The sequence below is a fragment of the Streptosporangium sp. NPDC002607 genome, from assembly GCF_053592655.1.
The window spans coordinates 64,665-77,172 of the sequence record NZ_JBSFWD010000007.1; the positions used below are offsets into that span (position 1 = coordinate 64,665).

The 12,508-nt window shown below is 69.7% G+C and carries 10 protein-coding genes; 6 read left to right on the forward strand and 4 right to left on the reverse strand.

The genetic code is table 11. From position 1 onward, the window contains the following. Positions 1 to 122: 122 nt before the first annotated feature. Together ACWD3H_RS10395 and ACWD3H_RS10400 are read right to left on the reverse strand one after the other, a co-directional pair. Positions 123 to 3,095 (reverse strand): BTAD domain-containing putative transcriptional regulator, encoded by a 2,973-nt coding sequence (locus ACWD3H_RS10395; RefSeq protein ID WP_451954730.1) that lies wholly within the window; start codon positions 3,093 to 3,095, stop codon positions 123 to 125. Between the two features lie 93 nt (positions 3,096 to 3,188). Next, the gene (locus ACWD3H_RS10400; RefSeq protein ID WP_451954731.1) at positions 3,189 to 3,620 is read right to left on the reverse strand and encodes a helix-turn-helix domain-containing protein; all 432 of its coding nucleotides are present in this window, start codon (positions 3,618 to 3,620) and stop codon (positions 3,189 to 3,191) included. Between the two features lie 1,509 nt (positions 3,621 to 5,129). On the opposite strand from ACWD3H_RS10400, the gene ACWD3H_RS10405 reads away from it, so the two are divergent. The 4 genes from ACWD3H_RS10405 (at position 5,130) to ACWD3H_RS10420 (ending at position 9,763) form a co-directional block, all read left to right on the forward strand. Further along, positions 5,130 to 6,422, forward strand: coding sequence for a helix-turn-helix domain-containing protein (locus tag ACWD3H_RS10405; protein ID WP_451954732.1), 1,293 nt, complete (start codon positions 5,130 to 5,132; stop codon positions 6,420 to 6,422). 83 nt (positions 6,423 to 6,505) lie between these two features. Further along, positions 6,506 to 7,132: a copper resistance CopC family protein gene (locus ACWD3H_RS10410; protein WP_451954733.1), complete on the forward strand. Its 627-nt coding sequence runs from the start codon at positions 6,506 to 6,508 to the stop codon at positions 7,130 to 7,132. Continuing rightward, on the forward strand, positions 7,129 to 9,171 hold the full coding sequence (locus ACWD3H_RS10415) for a cytochrome c oxidase assembly protein (protein WP_355569223.1): 2,043 nt from the start codon (positions 7,129 to 7,131) through the stop codon (positions 9,169 to 9,171). Before ACWD3H_RS10410 ends, ACWD3H_RS10415 begins: the two co-directional genes overlap by 4 nt. 178 nt (positions 9,172 to 9,349) lie before the next feature. Beyond that, positions 9,350 to 9,763, forward strand: coding sequence for a sensor histidine kinase (locus ACWD3H_RS10420; RefSeq protein WP_350914935.1), 414 nt, complete (start codon positions 9,350 to 9,352; stop codon positions 9,761 to 9,763). A gap of 195 nt (positions 9,764 to 9,958) precedes the next feature. Here the strand turns inward: ACWD3H_RS10420 and map are convergent, their stop codons facing one another. Next, positions 9,959 to 10,807 (reverse strand): type I methionyl aminopeptidase, encoded by an 849-nt coding sequence (gene map / locus ACWD3H_RS10425; protein WP_451954734.1) that lies wholly within the window; start codon positions 10,805 to 10,807, stop codon positions 9,959 to 9,961. A 44-nt stretch (positions 10,808 to 10,851) separates the two neighbouring features. Between map and ACWD3H_RS10430 the strand changes: the two genes are divergently transcribed. Then, on the forward strand, positions 10,852 to 11,034 hold the full coding sequence (locus ACWD3H_RS10430) for a hypothetical protein (RefSeq protein ID WP_355570007.1): 183 nt from the start codon (positions 10,852 to 10,854) through the stop codon (positions 11,032 to 11,034). 22 nt (positions 11,035 to 11,056) lie between these two features. Here ACWD3H_RS10430 and ACWD3H_RS10435 read toward each other — a convergent pair whose 3' ends face one another. Further along, complete coding sequence (locus tag ACWD3H_RS10435) at positions 11,057 to 11,635, reverse strand: hypothetical protein (protein ID WP_451954735.1); 579 nt, start codon at positions 11,633 to 11,635, stop codon at positions 11,057 to 11,059. A gap of 122 nt (positions 11,636 to 11,757) precedes the next feature. Between ACWD3H_RS10435 and npdG the strand changes: the two genes are divergently transcribed. Further along, complete coding sequence (npdG, locus tag ACWD3H_RS10440; RefSeq protein ID WP_451954736.1) at positions 11,758 to 12,423, forward strand: NADPH-dependent F420 reductase; 666 nt, start codon at positions 11,758 to 11,760, stop codon at positions 12,421 to 12,423. Positions 12,424 to 12,508: the final 85 nt, after the last annotated feature.

A 12,508-nucleotide genomic window follows, 5' to 3' on the forward strand; every position in this document is an offset into this window, starting at 1 on the left:
TACATCAGCCGGGTACGGGGCCGGACATGGCAGACCCGGGGGAACGCGGGAGGCGGTCGTTAGCGACTCTTACGGTTGTGCCCGGCCGGGTGCGCGTGATCAGCCCGTTGGGCTCGCGGTCCTCAGAGAGCCATCATCCGGCCCGGGGCGGTGGACGGTTTCTCGCGGGTGGCCCCGATGGCCGCCCGCTCCGCCGACGCCTCCTTCTCCACCTCGTCGTTCCCCGTCGCCCTGGCGGACGCGACGGAACGCCCCAGGTAGGTCACGGCCTGCTCCACCTCGCCGAGGAGCCGCAGGGAGCGGGCCAGGCCGAGCAGCAGGTACGGTTCGGCGACGACCACCTGTGCGGCGCGCGCGCAGTCGAGGCCGGCCTCGAAGGAGGCCCTGGCCGCCGCGGCGTCCCCCAGGTCGAGGTGAACGCCGCCGAGCCTCTCGTGCACGGCCGTCTCCTGATACAGGTTGCCGTCCCTGCGGCACTTGAACAGGGCCTCGTCCAGCATGGCCAGTGCCTGCTCGAACCGGCGCAGGCCGTGGTATCCCGAACCGATCATGGTGAGCGCGTAGTGCTCGCCCGACCTGTACCCGATCGCGTCCGCGACCTCCCGCTGCTTCTCGGCGCAGTCGATGCACTTCTCGTAGCAGCCGAGTGCGAGGTAGTTCATGGCGAGGTTGCCCAGCGCCTTCTGCTCACCATGCCGCTCGGAGAGCCGACGGCACAGGATCAGGTGCTGCCGGAAGTGGCGCAGGGCCTCTTCGAGACGGCCGACCATGTTCAGTGCGAGGCCCACGAGGCTGTGCGCCCCCGCCTCAAGCCGGCGATCCTCCAGCCGCTGCCCGGCCACGAGGGTCCGCCGGCTGATGGTGAGGAGACGAGCGGGAAGGCCGGCGTGGTGGAGGTGCCAGAAGAGCGCGAAGACCAGGGCGACGCCGAGACGCGATGTCCGCTCCCGGGGAGCGGACATCGCCTGGAAGGCGGCGGACAGGAGATTGGCCTGTTCCCGGTTCAGCCACTCGTGGGCCTCCTGGTACGAGCCGAGCGGGAGAGGATCGGCACCGAGATCGACGTCCGCCGACTCCGCGCGAGGGTAGCGGGCCAGCTTCACGGCCAGCCGGGTGGTCCCGACATAGAAGCTCAGCGCCCGGTCCAGCATGGCGTCACGATCCGTCTCCGTCTCCTCGCGTGCGACCTGCTCGCCGGCGAACAGCCGGATCAGGTCGTGCGGCCGGTACCTTCCCGGCTCGTCCTCCTCCAGCAGGTGCGCGTCGACCAGCCGTTCCATCGCGCGCTCCGCGGTGTCCGCGGGGACATCCAGCAGGGCGCCGACGACAGGTGCCGTCACGTCGGCCGTCTGCAGCACGCCGAGCGCGCGCAGCGCGCGGGCGGCCGTCCGGTCAAGGTGGTGGTCGCTGCCGGCGAGCATGTCGTGACTGACCGCGAGGCTGGATCGGACCGCGAGATCGCCCGCCGCCAGCTCCCGCAGCCGCCCCCGCTCGTCCTCCAGCCGGCTCACCAGATCGACAACGCCCCAGCGCGGCCGGTTCGCCAGCCGGGCTCCCGCGATGCCGACGGCCAGTGGCAGGCCTCCGCAGAGGTCGATCAGGCGCGCCGTCGCCTGAACGTCCTCGGCGACCCGCTCCTCCCCGATCAGTCTCGCGAGCATCGTGGAGGACTCGGCGCGCCGCATCCTGGAGATCGGTATACGGGCACAGTCGTCGAGCAGGGTGAAGCTCTCCCGGCTGGTCGTCAGGATCGTGTTGCCCATCGGCACCGACAGCAGCGGGCGGATCTGGGCCTCATCGGCGGCGTCGTCCAGCACGACGAGGGTCTCGCGGCCGTCGAGTTCGCCGCGCCACAGGGCGGCGGCCTCATCGAGGTCGGCGGGAATGTCACGCTGGGGCGTACCAAGATCGCGCAGGAACCTGCTGATCACCTCGATCGGTTCCAGCCGCCTCATGCCCGGCGTCGCCCCGCGCAGGTTCACGTACAGCTGCCCGTCGGGGAAACGGTCGCGGACCAGGTGCGCGGCCCGGAGCGCCAGGGTCGACTTGCCGGATCCGGGTGCCCCGGTGATCGCGACGACGTGCCGGGGCGGGCGGCCGTCCCAGGGAGAGAGCAGCGTTCTCAGCCGCACGAGCTCCTCCGCACGTCCGACGAAGTCGGTGGGGTCGCGCGGCAACTGGTGAGCCACCTTTCCCCGGGCGGCGGCGCGGTGCCGCGAATGCGAGGGCTCCCGGAGCGGGGGAACCCGCTCCGGGAGCGTGGGGAGCGTCGCCGAGGGCAGATCGAGCAGGGGGTCGGCGCGTAAGATCAGCTCATGGCACCTGCGGAGACTCTCGTGCGGCTGGATGCCGAACTCCTCGGCCAGCAGGTGCCGGATCTCCTGATAGACCTTCAGCGCCTCCACCTGCCGGCCGCAGCGGTAAAGCGCGACCATGTGCAGCTCGCGGAGCCTTTCGCGCAGCGGGTGCTCGCGGATCAGGGGGGCCAGCCGGGCCGCGGCCTCCTGGGGGCGCCGGAGCAGGAGCAGCAGGTCCGCGTGCAGCTCCAGCGAGGTCAGGCGTAGTTCGTTCAACCTGTGCCGCTCGAACTCGGCGAACGGACCGGGAATCCCGCCCAGGCACGTGCCCCGCCACAGTTCCGAGGCCCTGTTCAGGGAGTGCAGGGCGGTCTCGTACGAGTCCTTCGCGTGCGACTTCCTGGCCAGGTCAAGGCAGCGCTCGAAGACCAGGGCGTCCACCTGCTCCGGCGCGAGCCGCAGCGAGTATCCGCCGGGGACGGAGACCAGCGGCCTCGAAGGTCTCCGCGGATCCCGGTCCGGGTCCAGTGCCCGTCTCAGCCTGGACACGTACGTGTAGACGCTCTGTTCCGCCGTCTTCGGCGGCCGCTCTCCCCATACTCCGTCGATCAGCCGGTCTCTGGTGACCGGCTGTCCCGCGTTGATCGCCAGGATGCAGAGGACGGCCTGCTGCCTGGGCTCTCCCAGGTCGAGCTCGAGTGAACCCCTCCGGCCGGTCACCGGTCCCAGAACGTCGACGCCGAGTCTCTCCGCGGGAAGGTCTTCGCCGGTGGTGGTAATGGCTTCCGTTTCGTCCACCAGGCCTCCACACGCGGTTGGGCATGACACAGCGAAGTCGAGGAGAACGACCTTATCTGACAAGTTCGCGGCGCGGAGTCCCCCGCTGATCGCCTAGACGATCCCCGCCTTGGCGATACGGACTCCCGCCTGGAATCTGCTCTGCGCTCCGACCCGCTCCATCGCGGTGGCCATGTGGCGGCGTACGGTGCGGGAGGTCAGGCCGAGGTGGCGGGCGATCACCTCGTCCGTCAGGCCCTCCGCGGACATCCTTAGAACGGTCCTTTCCTGGTCCGTCAGCGAGGACAGCGGCTCCCGCTCGCGGCGTGGTGCGGCCTGTGACCAGACGCGCTCGAACAGCTCTCCCAGCAACGTGACCAGTGCGGGGGTGCGCACCACCGCCATCCGGGAGGTGTGGCCGGTCATGGCGACGAGGCCGTCGATCATCAGGAATCTCTCGGAGATCAGCGGATCGACCCTCAGTTCCACCGACTCGGGGAAACCGGCCGCCCCGGACGATGAGCCGATGACGACCCTCGTCCGCACGCCAGGTGGAATGACAGCCGAATTGAAGATGCGGGAAAACGCGACGCCGGTTCTGGGATTGGGCAGGAGAACGGCCACGCTACGCCTCGCGGACGAGCAGAGGGTGTTGATATCGGGCCGGATCTGGTCTCTCCCTCCGGCCGAGGGAGAGGTCAGGAAAGAATGGGTCATGTGCCCCTCGCGAACTGCGCTTGACCGAACACCCGCGTGTTCCTCCCGGCAGGTGACGCCGCTCTCGGATCGGACTCCGATGAATTTCCGGGGTGATTCGCGATGCGGAAGGGGAGGCACGTGGCACGTGTGCTGGATCCACCGTCGTACGCGCGTGAAGGAGAGTCGTCCATCGATCGTCCCTCCGTCCTGTCGTTCCGGTCCGCGATGACGAGAGAGCCGCCAGGAAAGGGATTCTCGGACCGGAGGCCCGGAGCAACAGAATCCCGGCCGGTGGTCCTCGCCGGATCTTTCTGGAATTCCCGCCTTCCGACTGTCGCAGGCGATCCTAGAGATCATCTAGAGATGCCCGGGGACGGGCCGCGTGGGGCCGAGCAGGAGGCCGGGATCCGAGGGGGACGAGGCGAGGGCGGGCACGGGGGGCGGGCCGTCCCGCGACCTCTCCCCGGGCAGGCCGCGCTCGCGGCTTCATCCGGGGGGGCTTTTCCCTGCCTGAAGTGGACAGGCCGCTCCGTCTTCGGGGAAGTCGGCTGACCGGTTTAGGACATTGACTTGATAGCGGATTAGTTCAATGTATTTCTAGAGTAATGGCTGGTTTAAAAGCGGGGTGTCGAGAGACGCGGCCGGTGACACGGGGGGCGGCGACATGGATTCCGTGAGTCGACAAGCCCGCGGACCGGTCGGCGGCACGGGGAGGCGGCTCGAATTCCGCGAGCCGACCGGCCCGCGGGCCGGTCGGCGATGAAAGGCGGGCGGAAAGGCATGGCCGATGAGAGGGGGCGGGTGGGCGCCGCTGCCCCCCTCGGTTCGAGCCGTGACCTGCAATAAAATCTATACGGATGTAATGGGATCTATATGTAGGTGTTGCCTGCGGCCGGGATCCTCCGTGAAGGGTGATGGTCTTCCACGGAAGGGGGCCGGATCCCGGCTCCGCCGCTACCCGCGGGTCCCGTCTCGTGGCGCGTGCACGCCGGAGGCCTGCACGCTCACACCGGTGCGGGCCGCACCGGTTCCGCCAGGTGGAGTGGCTCGCCGGCTGGAAGCTCTCCACGAGGGCGGGAGGGGTTCTTTCCGTTCCCTGTCTTTACGGCGGGCTGAGCCGTCGCTCAGTCCGGGTAGCCCCAGCCCAGGTAGGCCTGGGCGGCGCTCGTCTGCAAAGAATACTTACCGGTGTCCTTCGGGGGGGCAGACGAATCAGCACTCGCGGTCGTAGCATTGCCAGTGACGGCAAAAGCAGCCGTAAATAGCATGGCGAGGGCAGACAAGGCAAGACGTCGGCGCACGGGGAGACTCCTGTCGTAGGTTCTGCTGCTCAAATGATATCTTTCAAGGGGTAACGTGACTGGTCAAGACTTGGTGGGGCAGCGCATCAAAACCGTCCGCCGGCAACGTGGTTTTTCCCAGGCGCAGCTCGCCCATCCAGAACTGTCGGACAGTTACGTATCTCTCATCGAGAGTGGCAAGCGTACTCCGACCCCCGCGGTGCTGGAGCTGCTGGCCGAAAAACTCGACTGTTCCCTTACGTATCTGATCAATGGTGTCACGGCCGAGCAGATGCAGGAGATCGAGCTCGCGCTCAGCTACGCGCAGCTGGCCATGGACAACGGCGAGGTCGTCGAGGCTCGCACCCGTTACGCCGAACTCCTCGCCGACGGCGGGCTGGCGGGCCTGCCCCAGATGCGGCAGGACGCCGAGTACGGCCTGGCCCTCTCGACCGAGGCCTGCGGCGACCTGGAGCAGGCGATCGTCCTGCTCAACGGGCTGCGCGAGAGTGACGAGGCGGCTCTGAGCCCCGAGCGTCACGTCGCGGTCGCGGTCGCGCTCTCGCGCTGTTACCGGGAGAGCGGGGACCTGGCCCGGGCGGTGCACGTCCCCGAGGAGATCCTCACCGGCGCGGTCCGGCCGGCCTGGACGGACGGTCTGATGCGGTTGGGCGGCCAGCTGCTCGCGGCCTACATCGAGCGCGGTGACCTGCTCCGGGCACGTCACTTCTCCGCCGAGATGATCGCCGCCGCCGAGCTCCTCGCCAGCCCGCAGGCGCTCACCCTGGCGCACTGGGGCGCCGCGATCGTCGCCGTCGAGAGCGGCCACGCCGACGAGGCGGTCACGCAGGCCGAGCGTGCCCTGGCCATCCAGTCCGAGTACGGCGACGCCCGAAGGCTGGCCCGGCTGCGCGGCGACTACGCCCAGGTCCTGCTGATCGTGCGGCCCATGGAGGCCGAGGCCTGGCGTGATGTGCTGTTGAAGGTGGAGAAGGAACTGGCGGAGAGCTCTGCCAGCTCGATAGACAAGATGCGCTGCGCGATGAACCTCGTCCGGGCGGAGCTGCTGCTCGCCCAGCCCGAACGGGCCGAGGAGCGGATGCGCTTCGTCTGCGATCTGCTCGACGGCATGCCGAAGGTCATGCAGGCGGAGGCCCGCCTGCTGCACGGTGAGACCCTCGCGGAGCTGGGCCTGCAGGAGCAGGCCTCGCAGGAGCTGCTCGCCGGGACGGAGTGCCTGGAGCAGGCGCCGGAGACCCGCTTCACCGCCCATGCCTGGCTGACCGCGGCCCGGGTCCTGGAACGTATCGACGAGCCGGACCGGAGCGTCGACGCCTACCGGCGGGCGCTGGCCGGCGTCGGGCTGTAGGGCGGGGCAGAGAACCCGCGCCGAAGGTAGATCGGACAGGGGGGTCGAGACCGCGCGGTCACCTGGGTAGCCTTGTGGTTGCCATGAAGACTTCCCCTGTCGCGGTCGCCCTCGCGCTTCTCGTCGCCCTCGTGCTCGGCACGGCCTTCGCCTCGCCGGCCCTCGCCCATGACCGGCTCAAGAGCAGTGACCCCGCCAAGGGCGCCAAGGTCGAGAGCCTGGAGGAGGTGAAGCTGACGTTCACCGCCTCGGTGCGCTTCCCGAACGTCGTCGTACGTTCCGGGGACGAGAACCACCAGGACGGCAAACCCGTCGTCGACGGCACGGTGGTGACCCAGAAGGTCAAGGAAGATCTCCCTCCAGGTGACTATGTCATCGCCTATCGCGTCGTCTCCTCCGACGGCCACCCGATTGAGGGTGAGATTCCCTTCACCCTGCTCGGCTCCGCCTCCCCGTCGGAATCGGCGTCGGAATCAGCGTCGCCGTCCGCCGCCGCCTCCGAGTCCCCGGTGGCGGCCGAAAGCCCGGTCACCGCGGAGACCCCGGCCGAGAACGCGCCGTCCGCCGCGCTCAGCCCGGTCGCCGCGGTCGGCGACGAGGAGCCCGGCTCCTCGCAGGGCGTGCCCGGCTGGATGTGGATCATCGTCGGAGGCGTGACCGGAGTCGGCATCGGCATGTTCCTCAGCATGCGCAACAAGAAGCGGCCATGAGCGGGCCCGCGCGGGCCGCGCAGACGGCACAGAGCGAGACGCCGGGGAACAGCCGGGCCGTGCGGCTCGCCCTGGCGGCCGCGGTGGCGGCCGCCGCCGCCCTGGTGATCGCCATGATCGCCGGAGGCGCCGCGACCCCGCGCATCATTCCCGGCCTGCCCGACCAGGGGGCCTTCACCCGCTGGGGGCTGCCGCTGGCGAAGCTGGCGATGGACGCGGCGGGCGTGCTCACCGTCGGTGTACTCCTGGCCGCCACGATCCTGCTCCCCAACGACAAGGGTCTGCTGGGCAAACCCGCGCTCGGCTACGTCAAGGCCGCCTCCTGGATCGCCCTCGTCTGGGCCGGGGCCGCCGCCGCCACGATGGTGTTCAGCCTCTCCGAGGCGCTCGGGCTGCCGGTGGCCGACGTGCTCGGCGGCAACGAGCTCACCAGCTTCGCCAGCCAGGTCTCCCAGGGCATCGCGCTGACCCTGGTCGTGCTCTTCTCGGTCGCGATCGCGCTCTTCGCCCGAGGGGCGATCACCGCAGGCGCGGCCGGCGGCCTGCTCATCCTCGCGCTGGTCACCCTGCTCCCGCCCGCGCTGACCGGCCACTCCGCCTCCTCGCCCAATCATGACCTGGCCACCACCGGTGTCGCGCTCCACCTCGTCGTCCTCGCGCTCTGGGTGGGCGGCCTCGGGGTGCTCTGCGCGCACGCGCTGCGCCGGCAGCCGTACCTGGAGATCGCCGCCGCCCGCTTCTCGACCCTGGCGCTGTGGTGCTTCGTCGGAGTGGGGCTGTCCGGCCTGTTCAGCGTCCTGGCCAGGCTCACCTCGGTCTCCGAGCTCTTCACCTCCGCCTACGGCCTGCTGCTGCTGGCCAAGACCGTCGCGTTCGCGCTGCTCGGCGCCGTCGGCTGGTGGCACCGCAAGCGGACCCTGCCGTCGCTCGCCGCGGGCGGCCCCGGCACCTTCGTCCGCTTCGCCACCGGTGAGATCGTCGTCATGTTCGCGGCCATCGGGCTGGCCGTCGCGCTCTCCCGCACCGCGCCGCCCCCGGCGGTGCTGCCCGTCGACAGGGCCTTCGAGGTGCTCGGCTACACGATGCCGCCGGAGATCTCGCTGGCCAACCTGGCCTCGCTGTGGTGGTTCGACCTGTTCTCCGGCACGGTCATCGCGCTGCTGGCCGGCCTCTACCTCGCCGGTGTCGTACGGCTCACCCGGCGTGGCGACTCCTGGTCCAAGGGGCGTACGGCCGCCTGGTTCACCGGTGTGCTGATCCTGCTGATCGCCACCCAGAGTGGCGTCGCCCGCTACGCCAAGGTGCTGTTCAGCGTGCACATGGCCGAGCACATGACGCTGTCGATGATGGTGCCGATCTTCCTGGTGCTCGGCGCGCCCGTCACCCTGGCCCTGCGTGCTCTCAAGCCCGCCGCCCGCAGGGGCGACCGAGGGCCCCGCGAGTGGCTGACCACGATCCTGCACAGTAGGTTCGTCCGCTTCGTCACCCACCCGGCGATCGCTACCGCGATCTTCATCGTCTCCACCTACGCGCTGTACTTCACGCCGCTGTTCGCCGCCGCGATGGAGGAGCACCTCGGCCACATCGTGATGACCGTGCACTTCCTGATCAGCGGCTCCCTGTTCTTCTGGGTGATCATCGGTATCGACCCGGCTCCCTACCAGTTGCCGCACGTGGCCCGGCTCCTCCTGCTGTTCGTGACCATGCCGTTCCACGCCTTCTTCGGCATCGCGCTGATGAGCATGACCACCGTGCTGGCCTCCGACTGGTACGACCAGCTGGGCAGGACGTGGGGCGCCTCCGCGGTCGAGGATCAGCAGACCGGCGGGGCCATCGCCTGGGGGTTCGGCGAGATCCCGACGCTCGTCGTGCTCCTCGCGCTGGCCTTCCAGTGGTGGCGCGCCGACGACCGCAAAGCCCGCCGGGCCGACCGCCGGGCCGACGCCGCCGCGGCCCGGACCGGCGGCAGCGGCGACGCCCAGCTCGATGCCTACAATGAATACCTGGCCAAACTCAATAAGCGCGACGGCGTGAAATAGCCGGACGGCCACGGCCTGCTATCTTCCAGCCCTCTCTCGGACGCCTCCCGGTAGCCTGGTGTTTCAGGGGGCTCGTGCTCACCGCAGCGGGCGCAGCGCTTCGTCATCGCGCGCCACGCCCAGTCACATATTCGGTCGGGGGGCCGGTGGCTGCAACGTGCATCAGGAAGGTTGAGCAGTGTCCGAGGAACTGCGCGTACGTGAGGGCCGGAGTCGTAGCCTGGCCCAGGCCCTTGAGGGGCATCTCACCGAATGGTCCGAGCGCACCGGGACCACCGTCGAGATCTGGGCGCTGCCCGCCGGCGACGTTCCGGCCGGGATCACCAGGGCCGTGATGGCCACGCTCGAGGAGGCGCTCGCCAACGTCGAGCGGCACAGCGGCGCGCGGGTCGTGGCCGTCGCCGTCACCCTCGGCCCCAGTGGCCTGCGCATGACGGTCAGTGACGACGGCGTCGGCTTCTTCGGCCCGGCCGAGGGCCGGGGCATCACCGCAATGCACGCCCACTTCGACCAGGTCGGCGGCACGCTCAGCGTCAACGGTGTTCCCGGCGCGGGAACCACGGTCACCGGAGTGGTGCCCCGCCAGGACTAGCCGGCACGAAAACGGGCGCGGCGCCGGGCGAGCGCCCCTAGGGCCTGCCCCGCGGATCTTGCCGTGGCGAGGATCGGCCAGGTGGTGCCTCGCGAGGCGGAGGAGGGAGCCGCAGCGTGCTGCGGTGACCGACGACAACGCGGCGAGGCGCCGCCTGGGCGACCGCAGTAGGCAAAAGATCCAAGGGACAGGGCCTTAGGGCAGTGTCAGGATCTCGTGGCCGGTCTCGGTCACCAGAATGGTGTGCTCGAACTGGGCGGTCCGCTTGCGATCCTTGGTGACGGCGGTCCAGCCGTCGGGCCAGACGTCGTAGTCGATGGTGCCGAGCGTCAGCATGGGCTCGATCGTGAACGTCATGCCCGGCTCCAGCGTGACCGCCAGTGACGGGTCGTCGTAGTGGGGGACGATCAGGCCCGAGTGGAACGTGGTGCCGATGCCGTGGCCGGTGAAGTCACGGACCACGCCGTAACCGAACCGCTTGGCGTAGGCCTCGATCACGCGACCGGCCACGTTGAGCTGCCGGCCGGGGGCGATGGCCTTGATGGCCCGGTTGGTGGCCTCACGGGTGCGCTCGACCAGCAGCCGTGACTCCTCGTCGACGTCGCCGACCAGGAAGGTGGCGTCGGTGTCGCCGTGCACGCCCCCGATGAAGGCGGTGATGTCGACGTTGACGATGTCGCCGTCGCGCAGCACGGTGTCGTCAGGGATGCCGTGGCAGATCACCTCGTTGATCGAGGTGCACAGTGACTTGGGATATCCCCGGTAGCCGAGCGTGCTGGGATAGGCTCCCCGCTCGCAGAGGAACTCGTGGCCGATCCGGTCGAGTTCGTCGGTGGTGACGCCGGGCGCCACGTGCTTGCCGACCTCTTCGAGCGCCTGAGCCGCCAGCTTGCCCGCGATCCGCATCCGCTCGACGATCTCGGGGGTCTTGACGTCGGCCTCTCCGGTCTTCGGGGTTTTCTTCCCGACGTACTCCGGCCGCTGGATGTGAGAGGGAACCCTGCGGAGGGGAGAGATCCGCCCGGGCTGGAGCAGTGTCGTCATGGTTCCACAGTCTAGTTGCGCTTCCCACTGGGCAGGATTGCCGCATGAGTGACCAATGGTGGTTCTGCCTGAAGCACATGGCCGTCGAACCCGACGAGGGTTGCCCGAACAAGGACCGGATGGGACCGTACCCGACGCGCGAGGCCGCGGCCAACGCGCTGAAGACCGCGGCCGATCGGAACGAGGACTGGAAGAAGGAGGACCAGGCCTGGGAGGACGACGACTGAGGGCGGAGCGCGGCCGGTACGCCTAGTCGGTGACCTGCGGGCCGCTGACCCGCTCCAGCAGCCCGGCCAGGCGGTCACGCAGGGTGGGGCGCCGTTCGACCTCGCCCGCGGCCATGCTCACCAGATGCTGCGCCCCGTCGAAGGAGAACGGCGCCCGTTCGGGGACCGTCAGCGCGTCGTGGGCCAAGCCGGTAAGGTCCGTGTCACCGCCGTCCAGGGCCAGGATCGTCGTGCCGGTCCTGCGGGCGTCGCTCACCCGCTCCAGCAGCGCCTCGGGAGCGCGCTCCTCGGCGACCACGAACAGGGTCTCGCCCCGTCCGGCCTGCCGGATCCGGTCCAGCCCGACCCGCAGGTGCGCGGGCGCGTCGGGGGCGGGCGCCCAGCGGACCAGCGTCGGGGAGAGCTGGGGCAGCCCGGAGAGCCTGGCCTCGTCGCTCAGGTGCGCGGTCAGGTGCCAGGGCTCCTCCTCGGGCGTGCCGACCACCAGCAGGCCGCCGGCCGAGCGGGTCGCGCGCAGGGCGAGGCCCAGCTCGCGGGTCCGCTCGATCCAGCCCGTCGAAGCCAGGATCTCGCGCAGCAGTGTCACCGACCCAGCGTCCATGGCACCATCGTGCACCAGCCCCCCCGCAATGATCCTGGGAATGCGCCCCTGAGAGGATTCGGGGCAGACGATATGGTCGATGAAGTCCGATCTTGAGGGTCGGGGATGATGAGGAGCGGTGAGTGAGCACTGATATTCCGGACGTGGGGGGAATCTCGATCGGGATCCTGGGCGGGACCGGGGACCAGGGCAAGGGGTTGGCGCGGCGGTTCGCCCTCGCCGGGCACAGCGTGCTGATCGGCTCACGCAGCGCCGAGCGTGCTCAGGAGGCGGCGGCGAGCATCGGCGGATCGGTGCGCGGCGCCGACAACCCGACCGTGGCGGCCGAGGCCGACGTGGTGATCGTGGCCATTCCCTGGGACGGGCACCGCTCCACGCTGGAGTCTCTCCGTGCCGAGCTGGCCGGAAAGATCGTCATCGACTGCGTCAACCCGCTCGGCTTCGACAAGCAGGGCGCGTACGCACTCGCGGTCGAGGAGGGCAGCGCCGCCCAGCAGGCGGCCGCGGTCCTGACCGAGAGCCGGGTGGTCGCCGCCTTCCACCACGTCTCCGCCGTCCTGCTGCTGGACCCCGAGGTCGACAAGATCGACCTGGACGTGCTCGTGCTGGGCGACGACCGCGAGGCCACCGACACCGTCCAGGCGCTGGCGGGCCGCATCCCCGGCATGCGCGGCGTGTACGGCGGTCGCCTGCGCAACGCCCACCAGGTCGAGGCGATGACCGCCAACTTCATCTCGATCAACCGCCGCTACAAGGCTCACGCCGGCCTGCGGGTCACCGACATCTAGGGCCTGTACGGAGTTGAGGTCAGAGGGATTCACCTGCGCATTGGCCTCCGGTCCTGGTAGGCCGTTGCCATGGCGCGTGGAGACC

Excerpts from the sequence above, each read along its gene's own strand:
- ACWD3H_RS10410 (WP_451954733.1), top strand. The coding sequence starts at position 6,506 with ATGAAGACTTCCCCTGTCGCGGTCGCCCTCGCGCTTCTCGTCGCCCTC.
- ACWD3H_RS10415 (WP_355569223.1), top strand. The coding sequence starts at position 7,129 with ATGAGCGGGCCCGCGCGGGCCGCGCAGACGGCACAGAGCGAGACGCCG.
- map (WP_451954734.1), bottom strand. The coding sequence starts at position 10,807 with ATGACGACACTGCTCCAGCCCGGGCGGATCTCTCCCCTCCGCAGGGTT.
- ACWD3H_RS10430 (WP_355570007.1), top strand. The coding sequence starts at position 10,852 with ATGAGTGACCAATGGTGGTTCTGCCTGAAGCACATGGCCGTCGAACCC.
- ACWD3H_RS10435 (WP_451954735.1), bottom strand. The coding sequence starts at position 11,635 with ATGGACGCTGGGTCGGTGACACTGCTGCGCGAGATCCTGGCTTCGACG.